Origin of the sequence: Herbaspirillum sp. RTI4 (assembly GCF_034313965.1) — a bacterium.
GTDB lineage: Bacteria > Pseudomonadota > Gammaproteobacteria > Burkholderiales > Burkholderiaceae_D > Herbaspirillum.
This window is the reverse complement of sequence record NZ_JAVIWQ010000002.1, coordinates 655,737-673,637: the sequence shown is the minus strand read 5'-3', so window position 1 is coordinate 673,637 and position 17,901 is coordinate 655,737. Positions and strand designations below refer to the sequence as shown.

The window sequence follows — 17,901 nt, the reverse complement described above, 5'->3', positions numbered from 1 at the left end:
CTTAGGCTCCTTTTTTCGACTTGACTTTTACCGCAGGCAACACGACAACTTGCCCATTTTTCGCACCTGGAACAGCACCTTTGACCAACAGCAATTGACGCTCAGCATCAATGCGGGCAATTTCCAGATTTTGTACGGTACGCGTGACATCACCAAGGTGACCAGTCATCCGCTTACCAGGAAACACGCGACCGGGATCCTGAGCCATACCGATAGAACCAGGAACATTATGGGACCGCGAGTTACCATGCGAAGCACGGCCAGATGCAAAATGATGGCGCTTGATAGTACCGGCATAACCCTTACCGATAGACACACCTTGCACATCCACTTTTTGACCTAGCTCGAACAAACTAGCGGCAACTACGTCACCAGCTTTAAGTTCAGCTGCCTGGGCAACATCTATGCGGAATTCTTTGAGTACGGTTCCGGCCTCAACGCCAGCTTTAGCGTAGTGCCCGGCAGCAGCCTTCGTAACGCGCGATGCGCGGCGCTGACCGTATGCGACCTGAACAGCGGAATAACCATCCACTTCAGGAGTTTTGATTTGCGTCACACGATTGTTTGAAACGTCTAATACGGTTACAGGAATCGAATCCCCATCATCCGTAAAGATGCGCATCATTCCAACCTTGCGACCAAGTAGGCCTAGGCTCATTTTTTTCTCCATTCCCGCCTGCGATTGGGCGGGGCTGATTGTTTGCAGTACCAATAATTATGAATGCGCTATTACACATTCATATCGAAGCCGAACATTATAGCGCGGGAAATGCAATTACACAAGAAAACTGCGTATGCTTTTTTCCACACGCTTCAGCTACTGAATACTGAATTTATTGCAGTTTAATTTCCACATCGACGCCAGCTGGCAAATCGAGCTTCATCAGTGCATCAACAGTCTTGTCCGTAGGATCAACAATATCCATCAAACGTTGGTGCGTACGGATTTCGAATTGATCACGGGAAGTTTTATTGACGTGAGGGGAACGCAGCACATCGAAACGCTGGATCCGTGTTGGCAAAGGGACTGGGCCCTTGACTACTGCACCTGTGCGCTTGGCTGTTTCTACAATTTCCTGTGCAGACTGATCGATTAATTTGTAATCGAAAGCTTTCAGTCGAATGCGAATTTTTTGGCTTGGAGCTGACATGATTTTCCTTTAAAGAACGAACCACGGATGATCACATCCGTGGCGATGACAATTTGTCGTTTTTCTATTACTCGATGATCTTGGCAACAACACCAGCGCCGACGGTACGACCGCCTTCACGGATAGCGAAACGCAGACCTTCTTCCATTGCGATCGGGTTGATCAGCTTGACTGTGATCGACACGTTATCGCCCGGCATCACCATTTCTTTGTCTTCTGGCAACTCGATCGAACCAGTCACGTCAGTCGTACGGAAATAGAATTGCGGACGGTAGTTGTTGAAAAATGGCGTGTGACGACCGCCCTCATCCTTCGACAACACATAGATTTCACCAGTGAAATGCTTGTGTGGCTTGATCGAACCTGGCTTCGCCAGAACTTGACCACGCTCGACGTCTTCACGCTTCGTGCCGCGCAACAGTACGCCGACGTTATCGCCTGCCATACCTTGGTCGAGCAACTTACGGAACATTTCGACGCCAGTACAAGTCGTCTTTTGTGTGTCGCGGATACCGATGATTTCCAGTTCTTCGCCGACCTTGACAATACCGCGCTCGATACGACCGGTTACCACAGTACCGCGACCGGAGATCGAGAACACATCTTCCACTGGCAACAGGAATGTGCCGTCAATGGCGCGTTCTGGCGTCGGGATGTAGGTGTCCAGTGCTTCGGCCAGCGCCATGATTGCTTGCTCGCCCATTGGGCCAGTGTCGCCTTCGAGTGCCAGCTTTGCCGAACCAACGATGATTGGCAGGTCGTCGCCTGGGAATTCATACTTCACCAGTAACTCACGCACTTCCATTTCAACCAGTTCCAGCAGCTCTGCATCATCGACCATATCGGCCTTGTTCAGGAACACGATGATGTAGGGCACGCCGACCTGACGCGACAGCAGGATATGCTCACGCGTTTGTGGCATCGGGCCATCTGCTGCGGAGCACACCAGGATCGCGCCATCCATCTGCGCGGCACCAGTAATCATGTTTTTCACATAATCGGCATGGCCTGGGCAGTCAACGTGAGCGTAGTGACGGTTTGCTGTTTCGTATTCAACGTGTGCGGTGTTGATCGTGATGCCGCGCGCTTTTTCTTCCGGCGCCGCATCAATCTGATCGTAGGCCTTGGCTTCGCCGCCGAATTTTTTCGACAGCACGGTTGCTATCGCCGCTGTCAACGTGGTCTTGCCATGGTCAACGTGGCCAATCGTGCCCACATTCACGTGCGGCTTGGTCCGCTCAAACTTGCCTTTTGCCATTTTGCATTTCCTTCAAAAAGAACGATTTATTTATCCGATGAATCGGAAAGGGATTAGGGACTACGCATAAGCCCACTTCTCACGAAGTGGGCCATCTAGCAGTTACTTGGTCTTAGATGTCACGATCGCATCAATCACATTCTTTGGCGCTTCGGAATAGTGCTTGAATTCCATCGAGTAAGTTGCACGACCTTGTGTCGCCGAACGCAGTGATGTCGAATAACCGAACATCTCCGACAATGGGACTTCAGCCTTGATAATCTTGCCGCCACCGCCAGCAATCTCATCCATACCCTGAACCATGCCGCGACGTGACGAAAGGTCACCCATCACCGTACCGGCATAATCTTCAGGCGTCTCGACTTCAACAGCCATCATTGGCTCCAGGATAACCGGGCTTGCTTTACGGCAGCCGTCCTTGAAAGCCATTGAACCAGCCATGCGAAACGCATTTTCGTTCGAGTCGACGTCATGGTAAGAACCGAAAAAGAGCGTTACCTTAACATCCACCACTGGATAACCAGCTAACACGCCAGTATTCAATGTTTCACGAACACCTTTTTCAACGGCGGGGATAAATTCGCGTGGAACTGTACCGCCCTTAATTGCATCGACGAATTCAAAGCCCTTACCCGGCTCTTGTGGCTCGATTTTCAGAACAACGTGACCGTATTGACCGCGACCACCCGATTGCTTCACGAACTTGCCTTCAATTTCTTCACAAGTCTTGCGGATTGTTTCGCGATACGCCACTTGCGGCTTACCGACGGTTGCTTCGACGTTAAATTCACGTCTCATGCGATCAACGATAATATCCAGATGCAATTCGCCCATACCGGCGATGATTGTTTGGCCGGATTCTTCATCAGTGCGGACACGGAAAGAAGGATCTTCAGCTGCCAGACGATTCAGCGCCAGACCCATTTTTTCCTGATCGACTTTAGTCTTCGGCTCAACAGCTTGCGAAATCACAGGCTCAGGGAAAATCATGCGTTCGAGCACAACAATCGCCTTGTCATCACAGAGGGTGTCACCCGTCGTTGTATCTTTCAAACCAACGACTGCGGCGATATCACCGGCCAACATTTCCTTGATTTCTTCGCGTTGATTTGCGTGCATCTGAACGATACGGCCGATGCGCTCTTTCTTCGACTTCACAGAATTGAACACTGTGTCGCCTGAATTCAAAGTGCCGGAGTAACAACGAATGAAACACAATTGACCGACGAATGGGTCAGTCGCAATTTTAAATGCCAATGCGGAGAATTTTTCAGTATCTTCCGCTTTACGGACAACTGGCTCATCATCTTCGTTCAGGCCTGGAACTGGCGGAATATCTACCGGCGAAGGCAAGTATTCAACTACGCCGTCCAACATCGCCTGCACGCCTTTGTTCTTGAAAGCTGTTCCGCACATCATTGGAACAATTTCGCTGGCGATAGTACGCTGACGAATTGCCATCTTGATTTCGTCTTCCGACAGATCGCCTTCCTCCAGATACTTATTCATCAGCTCTTCTGATGCTTCAGCAGCTGCTTCGACCATATTTTCGCGCCATTTTTTGGCTTCTTCCAACAAATGCGCTGGAATATCACGATAGTCAAATTTCATACCCTGGCTGGCATCATCCCAGTAAATGGCACGCATTTTGACCAGATCGATGACGCCTTCGAAGTTTTCTTCAGCACCAATAGGCACTTGCATTGGGATTGGGTTCGCCTTCAGACGCGAACGCATCTGATCGTAAACCTTGAAGAAATTAGCACCGGTACGATCCATCTTGTTGACGAATGCCAGACGCGGAACCTTGTACTTGTTTGCCTGACGCCAAACAGTTTCAGATTGCGGCTGAACGCCACCAACGGCACAGTAGACCATGCAGGCACCGTCGAGTACGCGCATTGAGCGCTCTACTTCAATTGTGAAGTCAACGTGGCCAGGGGTATCAATGATGTTGATATGGTGAGGAGGGAAATTATTCGCCATACCCTTCCAAAAACAAGTCGTTGCAGCGGATGTAATAGTAATGCCGCGCTCTTGTTCCTGCTCCATCCAATCCATCGTAGCGGCGCCATCATGCACCTCGCCGATTTTATGGTTCACACCCGTGTAAAAAAGTACGCGTTCGGTAGTCGTGGTCTTACCTGCATCAATATGCGCTGAAATACCGATATTACGATAGCGCTCAATGGGGGTCTTACGGGCCATGATTTATTCCTAACTCTTGAATGCACGAAACCGAGCTATATTTTCATTAAAAAATATGCGCTCGGTTCGTGCAAATATCAGATACATGAGTTGACTTAGCTCCACTGCAAGCCGAGTCAAATCCGGTTTTGTAACGGGCTTAGAAGCGGAAGTGCGAGAACGCCTTATTAGCTTCTGCCATACGGTGAACTTCATCCCGTTTTTTCATGGCACCGCCGCGGCCTTCTGCAGCCTCTAGCAACTCACCACCAAGACGCTGTGGCATCGACTTCTCGCTGCGCTTGTTAGCTGCTTCGCGCAACCAACGCATCGACAAAGCCATACGGCGGACTGGACGCACTTCGACTGGCACTTGGTAGTTAGCACCACCAACACGACGCGACTTGACTTCGACCATCGGCTTGCAGTTGCCGATTGCCAGAGAAAACACTTCTAGTGGATCCTTGCCAGATTTAGTCTGGATATGCTCGAAAGCACGATAAATAATGTTTTCAGCAACTGACTTCTTGCCCGACAACATCAATACGTTGACGAACTTGGCGACATCTACATTACCAAATTTTGGATCTGGCAGAATTTCCCGTTTGGGTACTTCACGACGACGTGGCATTTCAATTCCTTTCAGTCTTCAGTTGAGTGTGCAGTAAAACTGCAGACTCGCGGACATCCATCATAGATATCCACTTACTCGGCCCATTCGGGGCCGATACATTTCACGAGGCTCGCGCCCGATGAAAACAATTATTTCTTTGCTGCCTTAGCACGCTTAGTACCGTACTTCGAGCGCGACTGCTTACGATCCTTGACGCCCTGGGTATCCAGCGCACCGCGAACCATGTGATAACGCACACCAGGCAAATCCTTTACCCGGCCGCCGCGAATGAGCACAACACTATGCTCTTGCAGGTTATGACCTTCACCACCGATATAGGAGATGACTTCAAAACCGTTGGTCAGGCGCACCTTGGCAACTTTACGCAAAGCGGAGTTCGGCTTTTTTGGAGTTGTAGTGTAAACGCGGGTACATACCCCACGTTTTTGCGGGCTGTTTTCCAGCGCCGGCGATTTGCTTTTGACGGTCGCGGAGACACGTGGTTGGCGAATCAGTTGATTGATGGTTGGCATCGTTTTTTGTCCAACAAAATTATGGCATTGATAACAGCAATCCCGGAAACGGTTGCCCAGGATCACACAAAAACTGGCGCACAAATTAATGCGCGCTTTTTATTCAGCCGAAATGGGGAAGCGCTACAGTTACTAAGTGCAAAGAGCACCAGAGAACGCTAGAACCATAAAAAGCTTAAATTCGAGAACTGGCTACTATAACGATCATTTCAGAACTCGTCAAGCTGAGTCTTGCATGTCCGATACTTTCGGTTCAATAGACGACACCGGCAAAATCTGCCAGTGTCGCCTGATTCTTACTTACAGTTCAACGTCACCGCTGCCGCCAAACACTTCTGCCTGTTGCGCTTGCAAGTCTGCTGCACGAGTCAGACGCTCGGATTCCAGCAAAGCAGTACGCTCTTCTGCTTCCCAAGTATCTTTTTCCTTGCGGGCACGATGGTAAGCCAGGCCGGTGCCGGCAGGAATCAGTCGGCCAACAATGACGTTTTCCTTCAGTCCGCGCAGACCATCGCGCTTGCCCATGATCGCAGCCTCTGTCAACACACGCGTAGTTTCCTGGAACGATGCGGCAGAAATGAACGAGTCAGTGGACAACGATGCCTTGGTAATCCCCAGCAAAATATTTTCGTATGTTGCAGGGATCTTATTGGCTTTAGCGATGGAGTCATTCGAATCCAATAACTCGGAGCGCTCTACCTGCTCGCCGATGATGTAATCGGTATCGCCTGCATCTACCACTTGTACACGACGCAACATTTGACGCACGATGACTTCAATGTGCTTGTCGTTGATCTTCACACCCTGCAAACGATAAACGTCTTGCACTTCGTCAACGATGTAGCGCGCCAAAGCTTCGATGCCCAACAAGCGCAGAATGTCTTGTGGATCGGCCGGGCCGTCGACAATCATTTCACCCTTATTGACAACCTGACCATCATGCACAAGCACTTGCTTGTCTTTGGTAATCAGGAATTCGTGCTTGGCACCGTCCATGTCGGTAATTTCGAGACGTTGTTTGCCCTTTGTTTCCTTGCCGAATGCAACGGTACCCGTGACTTCTGCCAACATACCGGCATCTTTCGGCGAACGCGCTTCGAACAATTCCGCAACCCGCGGCAGACCCCCGGTAATATCGCGTGTCTTTTGCGATTCGGTCGGGATACGCGCCAAAACCTCACCGACAGTGACTTGCTGACCGTCCTTGACGGTAATCAGCGCACCAACCTGGAAACCAATCGTCACAGCATGCTCAGTCCCGGCGATCTTCACTTCTTCGCCTTGTTCATTGAGCAGCTTCACTTGCGGACGCAAAGTCTTGGTTACTGATCCGCGGCGCTTGGCATCAATAGCTACCAGTGTCGACAAACCTGTCACTTCATCAATCTGCTTCGCAACGGTCGAGCCTTCTTCGACGTTTTCGAACTTCACGGTACCGGTGTACTCGGTGATGATAGGGCGCGTCAGTGGATCCCATGTTGCCAGAGCCGTACCAGCCTTGATCAGCATGCCATCCTTGACGATCAGCGTAGCGCCGTAAGGCACCTTATGACGCTCACGCTCACGACCTTGATCATCGGTAATCAGTGCTTCGCCTGAACGGGAAATGACGATCAGTTCGCCCTTGCCGTTAGTCACATAACGCATCGTTGCAGTAAAGCGCACGATACCGTTGGACTTGGCTTCAACCGAGGAGGCAACTGCCGCACGGGATGCCGCACCGCCGATGTGGAAGGTACGCATAGTCAACTGCGTGCCTGGCTCACCGATCGATTGTGCTGCAATCACGCCCACTGCTTCACCGGCATTGACCATGGAACCACGTCCCAGATCGCGACCGTAGCATTTTGCGCAAAGACCATAGCGTGTATCGCAGGTCAAAGGCGTACGCACCTTGACTTCATCGATACCCAAACGCTCGATTTCTTCGACAGAGTCTTCATCCAGCAAAGTGCCGGCTTCATACAGCGTTTCTTGTGTTTCGGGATTGACGATATCGGTAGCGGCTACGCGACCCAGAATGCGGTCACGCAATGCTTCGATCACTTCTCCGCCTTCGACCATGGCCTTCATCAAAGCGCCATTGGCCGTACCGCAATCGTCTTCAATGACCACCAGATCCTGAGTCACATCGACCAGGCGGCGTGTCAGGTAACCGGAGTTCGCTGTTTTCAGCGCCGTATCTGCCAGACCCTTACGAGCGCCGTGGGTGGAAATAAAGTACTGCAACACGTTCAGACCTTCGCGGAAATTCGCGGTGATCGGCGTTTCGATAATGGAACCATCCGGTTTCGCCATCAGACCACGCATACCGGCCAGCTGACGAATCTGTGCTGCGGAACCGCGCGCACCGGAGTCGGCCATCATGTAAATCGCGTTGAACGATTCCTGCGTTGACTTAGTACCGTCGCGGCGGATCACGTCTTCAACCTTAAGTTGATCCATCATGGCTTTACCAACGTCATCGCCGGCTTTGCCCCAGATATCGACAACCTTGTTGTAGCGTTCGCCGGAAGTCACCAGACCTGACGAGTATTGCTGTTCGATCTGCTTCACTTCGCTTTCAGCGGCCGCGATCAGTGTCACTTTTTGTGGCGGAACCAACATGTCATCCACGCAAATCGAGATACCAGCGCGAGTTGCCAGGCGGAAACCGGATTGCATCAATTGATCGGCAAACACCACCGTCGCGCGCAAACCGCACTTACGGAAGGAAGTGTTGATCAATTTCGAAATTTCCTTCTTCTTCAGTGCACGATTGAGCACGGAGAAAGGCAAGCCCTTAGGCAGAATCTCGGACAAGATGGCGCGACCGACGGTAGTTTCGTAGCGGGTGATCGTCTTGACGAACTCCCCGCTGACAGCATCCTTCGGATATTCAGTAATACGTACGGTGACACGGGTCGTCAGTTCGACTTCCTTGTTATCGTAGGCACGAATCGCCTCGGAGACGTCGGGGAACATCATCCCTTCGTTCTTGCCGTTGATCTGTTCGCGTGTGGCGTAGTACAGACCGAGCACGATATCCTGAGAAGGAACAATCGATGGCTCGCCGTTTGACGGGAACAAGATATTGTTCGATGCCAGCATCAGCGTACGCGCTTCCAGCTGCGCTTCGATTGACAGTGGTACGTGGACGGCCATCTGGTCACCGTCAAAGTCGGCGTTGAACGCGGCGCAAACCAACGGATGCAACTGAATTGCCTTGCCTTCGATCAGTACCGGCTCAAACGCCTGAATACCCAGTCGATGCAAAGTAGGTGCGCGGTTGAGCATCACCGGATGTTCACGGATGACTTCTTCCAGGATGTCCCAGACGACTGGCTCTTGCGCTTCGACCAGCTTCTTCGCCGCCTTGATCGTGGTCGACAGACCCATCAATTCCAGCTTGTTGAAGATGAACGGCTTGAACAGTTCCAGCGCCATCAATTTAGGCAAACCGCATTGGTGCAATTTCAGTTGCGGGCCCACGACGATGACCGAACGACCGGAGTAATCGACGCGTTTGCCCAGCAAGTTTTGACGGAAACGTCCGCCCTTGCCCTTGATCATTTCGGCCAGTGACTTCAGAGGACGCTTATTCGCGCCTGTCATTGCCTTACCGCGACGGCCGTTATCCAGCAGCGAATCGACTGCTTCCTGCAACATCCGCTTTTCATTGCGCGTAATGATTTCAGGTGCGCGCAATTCCATCAAACGCTTGAGGCGGTTGTTACGGTTAATCACGCGACGATACAAATCGTTCAGATCGGAAGTCGCAAAACGACCACCATCCAAAGGCACCAGCGGACGCAGCTCAGGCGGCAGCACTGGCAAGACTTCCATGATCATCCAGTCAGGCTTGATGCCCGAACGCTGGAACGCTTCCAGCACCTTCAGGCGCTTAGCGTATTTCTTGATCTTGGCTTCGGACTTCGATTCTTTCAATTCCTGACGCAAAGTCTCGGCATCACGATCGATGTCGATCGAACGCAGCAATTCGCGGATACCTTCAGCGCCCATGAATGCAGTGAAATCGTCGCCGTATTCTTCATACTTTGCGGCAAAATCATCTTCCGACATGATTTGGCATTTTTTCAGCGGAGTCATACCTGGATCGGTTACGACGTAGGCTTCAAAATACAAAACGCGTTCGATATCCCGCAATGTCATGTCCAGAACCATGCCCAGACGGGATGGCAGGGATTTCAGGAACCAGATGTGCGCGGTAGGCGACGCCAGTTCGATATGACCCATGCGTTCGCGACGCACTTTAGCCAGCGTAACTTCAACGCCGCATTTTTCGCAGATAACGCCACGATGTTTGAGACGCTTGTATTTTCCGCACAGGCATTCGTAATCTTTGATAGGGCCAAAGATTTTTGCGCAGAACAAACCATCACGCTCAGGTTTGAAAGTGCGGTAGTTGATGGTTTCCGGCTTTTTAACTTCGCCGTAGGACCACGAACGGATTTTTTCAGGCGATGCGAGGCCAATCTTGATGGCGTCGAATTGTTCGTTTTGCTGTACTTGCTTGAATAGATCGAGCAGTGCTTTCATGTATCACTCCAGGTTGGCGTGAAAAAAATATTCTGTTTGAAGCTATGACGCGGACTATCGACCCCGTGGAAAATTCAATTCTCCACGGGATCGACGGACACTGCCTTAATCTCGTTCCAGATCGATATCGATACCGAGTGATCGGATTTCCTTCACCAGCACGTTGAACGACTCTGGCATACCAGCGTCGATGCTGTGATCGCCCTTGACCAGGTTTTCGTACATCTTGGTCCGGCCGTTCACATCGTCCGACTTGACGGTGAGCATTTCCTGCAGCACATATGATGCGCCGTAGGCTTCCAGTGCCCACACTTCCATCTCGCCGAAACGCTGACCGCCGAACTGCGCCTTGCCGCCCAGCGGTTGTTGGGTAACCAGCGAGTAAGGACCAGTCGAACGTGCATGCATCTTGTCGTCCACCAAATGGTGAAGCTTCAAAAAGTGCATGTAACCGACAGTGACGGAGCGCTCAAAAGCTTCGCCAGTACGTCCATCGTACATCGTGACCTGATTCTTCGATGCCGTCATGCCCAATTGCTTGGCAATATGGTCGGGATAAGCCAGATCCAGCATGCGACGGATTTCGCCCTCGTCTGCACCATCGAACACTGGCGTAGCGAATGGAACGCCCTTTTTCAGGTTGCTTGCCAGTTCCAGCACTTCCTCATCGGAAAAGCTGTCCAGGTCTTCCTGTTTGCCAGATTCGTTGTAAATGGTTTTCAGGTACTTGCGCATGTCGTTGGCTTGAACGTGTGCGTTCAACATTTCGCCAATACGCAAACCAAGACCCTTGGCAGCCCAGCCCAAGTGAACTTCCAGAACCTGTCCAACGTTCATCCGCGACGGCACGCCGAGTGGATTCAAAACGACGTCGGCAGGAGTACCGTCAGCCATGTGCGGCATGTCTTCAATCGGCAGGATGCGGGAAACCACACCCTTGTTACCGTGACGACCGGCCATCTTGTCGCCTGGTTGCAGACGACGTTTGACTGCCAGATACACCTTGACCATCTTTTGAACGCCTGGTGGCAGTTCATCGCCTTGCGTCAGTTTCTTGCGCTTTTCTTCAAAGGCCAGATCGAACTGGTGACGTTTTTCAGCAATCGAATCCTTGATTGCTTCCAATGCTGTTGCCAGATCATCATCCGCAGGACGGATATCAAACCAGTTGTACTTGTCCAGATCGGCCAGATATTCCTTGGTCAGCTTGGCGCCCTTGACCAGTTTCTTAGGACCGCCGTTGACGACTTTTCCGATCAGGATTTTCTCCAGACGTTGGAATGCATCGCCTTCGACAATACGCAACTGATCGTTCAGGTCCAGACGATAGCGCTTGAGTTCATCATCGATGATCTGTTGCGCACGTTTGTCGCGCACGATACCTTCGCGGGTGAACACTTGCACATCGATAACCGTACCAACCATGCCTGACGGCACGCGCAGTGAAGTATCTTTGACGTCCGATGCTTTTTCACCAAAAATGGCGCGCAACAACTTCTCTTCCGGCGTCAATTGCGTTTCGCCCTTCGGCGTCACTTTACCAACCAGCGTATCGCCGGCAGTCACTTCCGCACCGATATAAACAATGCCGGACTCATCCAGACGGGCCAGCTGATTTTCAGCCAGGTTCGAGATGTCGCGCGTGATTTCTTCCGCACCCAGTTTGGTATCGCGGGCAACGACCGACAGTTCTTCGATATGGATCGAAGTGTAGCGATCATCGGCCACCACTTTTTCGGAGATCAGAATCGAATCTTCGAAGTTGTAACCATTCCACGGCATGAACGCCACCAGCATGTTCTGACCCAGAGCCAATTCGCCCAGATCGGTCGACGCGCCATCGGCAATCACGTCATGGCGGGCAACGCGGTCGCCCACTTTGACGATTGGCCGTTGGTTGATATTGGTGTTCTGGTTCGAACGTGTGTACTTGATCAGATTGTAAATATCGACACCGACTTCGCCGGCAGTCGCTTCCTCATCATTGACGCGAATCACGACACGGCCTGCATCAACGTAGTCGACAATACCGCCACGCAATGCCTGCACCGTGGTTCCGGAGTCAACTGCCACTGTGCGTTCAATACCGGTACCAACCAACGCTTTTTCAGGGCGCAAGCAAGGAACGGCTTGACGCTGCATGTTGGCACCCATCAAAGCGCGGTTCGCATCATCGTGTTCGAGGAACGGAATCAACGAAGCTGCAACGGAAACCACCTGACCAGGAGCAACGTCCATGTACTGCACGCGCTCTGGCGACACCAGAATCGTTTCGCCGGCTTCACGAGCCGAGACCAGCTCATCCGACAGCTTGCCGGAATTGTCGATGGTGGCATTCGCTTGGGCGATGATGTAACGGCCTTCTTCGATTGCCGACAGGTAATCGATCTGATCGGTCACGCTGCTGCCCTCAACCTTGCGATACGGAGTTTCAAGGAAACCGTATTCGTTCAGGCGCGCATACAATGCCAGCGAGTTAATCAGTCCAATGTTCGGACCTTCCGGTGTTTCAATCGGGCAAACACGACCGTAGTGAGTTGGGTGCACATCGCGCACTTCAAAACCGGCGCGTTCACGCGTCAGACCACCGGGGCCCAGTGCAGAAACGCGACGTTTGTGCGTGATTTCCGACAACGGATTGGTTTGATCCATAAACTGCGACAACTGTGACGATCCGAAGAATTCACGGATCGCAGCAGAAATTGGCTTGGAATTGATCAGGTCATGCGGCATCAGGTTATCGGCTTCAGCCTGACCCAGACGTTCCTTGACAGCGCGCTCAACCCGCACCAGACCGGCACGGAATTGATTCTCAGCCAGTTCACCGACGCAACGCACACGACGGTTACCCAAGTGATCAATGTCATCGACTTCGCCGCGACCATTGCGCAACTCAACCAGAATTTTGATCACTGCCAGCACGTCTTCGTTGGAAAGCGTCATGGCACCGGTCAATTCATCGCGACCAATGCGGCGATTGAATTTCATGCGGCCCACGTTGGACAGGTCGTAGCGGTCTTCGCTATAGAACAAGCCGTTGAAAAGCGCTTCAACCGAATCTTCGGTTGGCGGCTCGCCAGGACGCATCATGCGATAGATCGCTACTTTTGCAGCCATCTGGTCGTTAGTGTCGTCCACGCGCAGAGTTTGGGAAATGTAGCCACCCATATCCAGGTCGTTGGTATACAAAGTCTGTATATCGGTCACGCTGGCGTCGCGCAATTTCGCGAGCAACTCTTCTGTCAATTCATCATTGGCGTTGGCAACGACTTCGCCAGTGTCGCCATCGACGATATTCTTGGCCAGAACGCGACCCAACAGATAGTCTTCAGGAACGCTAATCAACTTGATGCCGGCCGCCTCGATGTCGCGCACATGCTTGGCATTGATGCGCTTATCTTTGGTAACCAGTGATTTCCCGGCCTTGTCGGTAATATCAAAACGGGCAACTTCGCCACGCAGACGCTCAGGCACGAATTCCATCTCGGCACCTTCGGTATGCAACGCGAAATTGTCGAATACGAAGAAGTTAGCCAGAATCTGCTCTGCCGTCATGCCGATGGCTTTCAACAGAATCGTTACCGGCATTTTGCGACGACGGTCGACACGGAAAAACAAGATATCTTTCGGATCAAACTCGAAATCCAACCATGAACCGCGGTAAGGAATAATACGGGCAGAGAACAGCAGCTTGCCGGACGAGTGCGTTTTGCCGCGGTCATGTTCAAAGAACACACCTGGGGAACGATGCAACTGCGACACGATGACACGCTCGGTACCGTTGACGACAAAAGAGCCCGTCGTTGTCATCAAAGGCAGTTCGCCCATGTAGACTTCTTGCTCTTTCATTTCTTTCACGACAGGCTTGGTTGGCGATTCTTTATCGAGAATCACCAGACGCACCTTGGCGCGCAACGGCGACGCGAATGTTAATCCGCGTTGTTGGCATTCTTTAACGTCAAACGGCGGTGCGCCGAGTACGTAGGATAAAAATTCCAGTCGTGCAAAGCCATTGTGCGAGACGATGGGGAATATAGATGAAAAAGCCGATTGCAGACCTTCATTTTTGCGCAGCGACGGTACTTTCTCCGCTTGCAGGAATGTCTGGTAGGACTCGAGTTGAGTCGCCAGCAGGAACGGAACGTTGTGGACAATAGCGCGCTTTGCAAATGACTTGCGAATACGCTTTTTCTCAGTAAATGAGTAGTGCATGGACACTCCGTGAGTGACAGGAAGGATAGAGAATTCAAGCTTCACACAAGCCGCCGGGCGACCGTTGTGATTGTGAAACTTCAAGTCTCAGCCCTTTATGTCGGGCTGCGGGAACTACATTTTTTGCACATTTGCCGTTTATATTTTCATGACGATTTTATAAACGACAAAGAAGCCAAAGCCGAATCCCCTCTCAGGGATTCGGCACTTTGGCTGCGGCGTTGTGAACGCCTTCGGAGATCGAGAAAATTACTTGATTTCCGCTTTCGCACCAGCGTCTTCGAGCTTCTTCTTAGCGACGTCAGCATCAGCTTTAGGAATTGCTTCCTTGACTGGCTTCGGTGCGCCATCAACCAGATCCTTGGCTTCTTTCAAGCCCAGACCAGTGATTTCGCGAACTGCTTTAATCACGCCAACTTTGTTCGCGCCGATTTCGGTCAGAACAACGGTGAACTCTGTTTGCTCTTCAACAGCAGCAGCAGCGCCACCGGCAGCTGGGCCGGATGCAACTGCGGCAGCGGAAACGCCGAATTTTTCTTCGAATGCCTTTACCAGGTCATTCAATTCCAACACGGTCAAGGCGCCAACTGCGTCCAGGATATCGTCTTTGCTAATTGCCATTTGAAACTCCTAATTTATTTCAGTATTAACATCTGATCGGTATTGACGATGGAAACCATTGCTGCCAACAATTCGCCGCTGATGCGGCAAAATTGTTTATGCAGGTACGGCTTCCTTCTGAGCAGCCAAAGCTGCCAGACCACGTGCAAATCCAGCTACCGGCGCCTGCATCATGCCCACAACTTGGGCCAGCAGAACTTCACGGCTTGGAATGCTTGCCAACGCTGTAACAGCCGCTTTATCAAGCGTCTTCCCAGCGTAGTTACCTGCCTTCAAGACTAGCTTGTCGTTGGTTTTTGCAAAGTCAGCGAGGACTTTAGCAGCAGCCACGGCATCTTCCGAGATCGAATAGATCAGCGGGCCAGTCATTGCAGAAGCGAGGTCGGCAAACGCAGTGCCTTCGACGGCACGCCGCGCGAGAGTGTTTTTCAACACGCGCAGGTACACGCCTTGTTCACGCGCTTTAGCACGCAGTTGTGTCAAGTGACCAACCTGGATGCCACGATATTCGGCCACGATAATCGTCTGCGCTGTTGCTACCTTGGCAGAGATTTCGGCTACAACGGCCTTTTTGTCATTCAGATTGAGACTCAAGATCAACCTCCAAAAATGATGTTTGGCGACTACGCGACCGGCTGGTCGCTTGCCTTGCATCGGTTCGAACACGGCGTCCGAAGTTAGGAGTTCAGTGCGGCGATTACAAAAACCATCAACGCTGCTCAAGACTACAAAACTTGCTCGGGTACACCATCTGCGCTGGGTAGCAAGTTTTCACTCGCTTCTGTTTAACTTTGTAAGAATATTATTGCCATTCCCACTCCGCCCAACGGTCTTTGATTGTCTGAACAGGTTACCGATATTGCCGGCGCCTGCTCAGCCCAAAGATTCGCCCGACATCCGCAGGATGCCAGGGCTTCAATAATTGCTTAGGCCGACAGAGTCGACTGATCGACGCGCACACCAGCACCCATTGTCGAGGACAGAGATACCTTGCGCATGTAAACACCCTTGCTGCTGGCTGGCTTGGCCTTGTTCAACGCATCAACCAGCGCCAACAAATTGGACTTCAGATCTGCATCGGCGAACGACTTGCGGCCGATGGTGGCGTGAATAATGCCTGCCTTGTCAGTACGGTATTGGACTTGACCAGCCTTGGCGTTGCGAACTGCGGTTGCAACGTCTGGCGTCACAGTGCCCACTTTAGGGTTAGGCATCAGGCCGCGAGGTCCGAGGATTTGACCCAAAGTACCGACAATCCGCATAGTGTCTGGCGAAGCGATCACGATATCGAATGGCATGTTACCGGCCTTGACCATTTCGGCCAGGTCTTCCATACCAACGATGTCTGCGCCAGCTGCTTTTGCCTGCTCAGCTTTTTCGCCTGAAGCAAAAACCGCTACGCGAACAGTCTTGCCGGTACCCGCTGGCAAAACGACAGAGCCGCGCACCACTTGGTCAGATTTTTTTGCATCGACGCCCAATTGGATCGATACGTCGATCGATTCATTGAACTTTGCCGTTGCCGCTTCTTTGATCAACGCCAGAGCGTTATCAAATGGGTATGACTTGGTACGATCGATTTTTTCTGCGAATGCTTTTACGCGCTTGGTTAACTTAGCCATTACAGACCCTCCACCGTGATGCCCATCGAACGTGCGGAACCAGCAATAGTACGCACGGCTGCTTCCATGTCTGCCGCTGTCAGATCCGCTTTCTTGATAGTAGCGATTTCCTCAGCTTGCGCACGGGTCAGTTTACCGACCTTGTCGCTATGTGGATTAGGCGAACCCTTTTGCACACCTGATGCTTTTTTGATCAGATAAGTTGCAGGAGGCGTCTTCATCACGAAAGTGAAAGACTTGTCCGCAAATGCAGTAATCACGACAGGAATCGGCATGCCGGCTTCAAGACCTTGGGTCTGCGCATTGAATGCCTTGCAGAATTCCATGATGTTCAGACCGCGCTGACCCAGAGCAGGGCCGATTGGAGGGGATGGGTTTGCTTTACCAGCTGGGACTTGCAGCTTGATAAAACCAATGATTTTCTTGGCCATGATGGCTCCTACGTTAGTTGAGTGTTAGCGCCGGTTGGCAAACCCTGTACCGCCTGAATTTGCTACTGTGGCTCCTCTTGCTGCTTATTGCCTGTCAAATTTATCGCCCACCTATCGGTTGACGCCTGCGCTTTGACCAGCGCTTATCTGCTTATTAAACTTTTTCGACTTGGCCGAATTCGAGTTCAACTGGTGTAGCACGACCGAAAATGGTGACCGAAACACGCACCTTGGATTTTTCGTAGTTGACTTCTTCGACGTTGCCATTAAAGTCAGTGAACGGACCGTCCTTGATGCGCACTTGCTCACCCACTTCATACAAGACCTTAGGCCGCGGCTTCTCGATACCATCCTGCATTTGCTGCATGATTTTGTCGACTTCGTGCGGTGGAATCGGCGTTGGACGATTTGACTTCCCACCAATGAAACCCGTAACCTTGTTGGTATTTTTTACCAAATGCCAAGTCTCGTCGGTCATTTCCATTTCGACCAGCACATAGCCGGGAAAGAAACGCCGCTCGGTAACCGACTTTTGACCGTTCTTGACATCAACGACTTCTTCAGTCGGCACTAAAATCTGGCCAAACTGCTCTTGCATGCCGGCGCGCTCAACGCGCTCAGTCAATGCTCTCTGGACACTTTTTTCCATGCCTGAATAAGCATGCACTACATACCAACGTTTTTTGCTGACCGGCGCCACTACTGGCGTTACATCCTGCGCGCTATCGCTCATG

The 17,901-nt window shown here is 51.6% G+C and carries 13 protein-coding genes; all 13 read right to left on the bottom strand.

Annotation, left to right across the window (positions count from 1 at the left end; all coding sequences use genetic code 11):
- Position 1: 1 nt before the first annotated feature.
- Positions 2-658, bottom strand: a complete 657-nt coding sequence (gene rplC, locus RGU70_RS03190; protein WP_322210686.1) for a 50S ribosomal protein L3 — start codon at positions 656-658, stop codon at positions 2-4.
- A gap of 175 nt (positions 659-833) precedes the next feature.
- Positions 834-1,151, bottom strand: a complete 318-nt coding sequence (gene rpsJ, locus RGU70_RS03185) for a 30S ribosomal protein S10 (RefSeq protein WP_322207967.1) — start codon at positions 1,149-1,151, stop codon at positions 834-836.
- Between the two features lie 67 nt (positions 1,152-1,218).
- Positions 1,219-2,409: an elongation factor Tu gene (gene tuf / locus RGU70_RS03180; RefSeq protein ID WP_322207955.1), complete on the bottom strand. Its 1,191-nt coding sequence runs from the start codon at positions 2,407-2,409 to the stop codon at positions 1,219-1,221.
- A gap of 102 nt (positions 2,410-2,511) precedes the next feature.
- Entirely contained in the window at positions 2,512-4,617 is a 2,106-nt protein-coding gene (gene fusA, locus RGU70_RS03175) for an elongation factor G (RefSeq protein ID WP_322207966.1), read from the bottom strand.
- A gap of 139 nt (positions 4,618-4,756) precedes the next feature.
- Positions 4,757-5,227 carry a 30S ribosomal protein S7 gene (gene rpsG / locus RGU70_RS03170; RefSeq protein WP_322207965.1) on the bottom strand — a complete coding sequence of 157 codons (471 nt, stop codon included), beginning with the start codon at positions 5,225-5,227 and terminating at the stop codon, positions 4,757-4,759.
- Between the two features lie 131 nt (positions 5,228-5,358).
- Complete coding sequence (gene rpsL, locus RGU70_RS03165) at positions 5,359-5,742, bottom strand: 30S ribosomal protein S12 (RefSeq protein ID WP_322207964.1); 384 nt, start codon at positions 5,740-5,742, stop codon at positions 5,359-5,361.
- A 300-nt stretch (positions 5,743-6,042) separates the two neighbouring features.
- Positions 6,043-10,281: a DNA-directed RNA polymerase subunit beta' gene (gene rpoC / locus RGU70_RS03160; RefSeq protein ID WP_322207963.1), complete on the bottom strand. Its 4,239-nt coding sequence runs from the start codon at positions 10,279-10,281 to the stop codon at positions 6,043-6,045.
- A gap of 105 nt (positions 10,282-10,386) precedes the next feature.
- A complete protein-coding gene (gene rpoB, locus RGU70_RS03155) occupies positions 10,387-14,493 on the bottom strand; it encodes a DNA-directed RNA polymerase subunit beta (protein ID WP_322207962.1) in 4,107 nt (1,368 codons plus the stop codon).
- 249 nt (positions 14,494-14,742) lie between these two features.
- Entirely contained in the window at positions 14,743-15,114 is a 372-nt protein-coding gene (gene rplL, locus RGU70_RS03150; RefSeq protein WP_322207961.1) for a 50S ribosomal protein L7/L12, read from the bottom strand.
- Between the two features lie 96 nt (positions 15,115-15,210).
- Entirely contained in the window at positions 15,211-15,708 is a 498-nt protein-coding gene (rplJ, locus tag RGU70_RS03145; protein ID WP_322207960.1) for a 50S ribosomal protein L10, read from the bottom strand.
- 332 nt (positions 15,709-16,040) lie between these two features.
- Entirely contained in the window at positions 16,041-16,736 is a 696-nt protein-coding gene (gene rplA / locus RGU70_RS03140; protein WP_322207959.1) for a 50S ribosomal protein L1, read from the bottom strand.
- Positions 16,736-17,167, bottom strand: coding sequence for a 50S ribosomal protein L11 (gene rplK, locus RGU70_RS03135; RefSeq protein WP_322207958.1), 432 nt, complete (start codon positions 17,165-17,167; stop codon positions 16,736-16,738). The genes rplA and rplK overlap by 1 nt, the downstream gene beginning before the upstream one ends.
- A 154-nt stretch (positions 17,168-17,321) precedes the next feature.
- Positions 17,322-17,900, bottom strand: a complete 579-nt coding sequence (gene nusG / locus RGU70_RS03130) for a transcription termination/antitermination protein NusG (RefSeq protein ID WP_322207957.1) — start codon at positions 17,898-17,900, stop codon at positions 17,322-17,324.
- Between the last annotated feature and the right edge of the window lies 1 nt (position 17,901).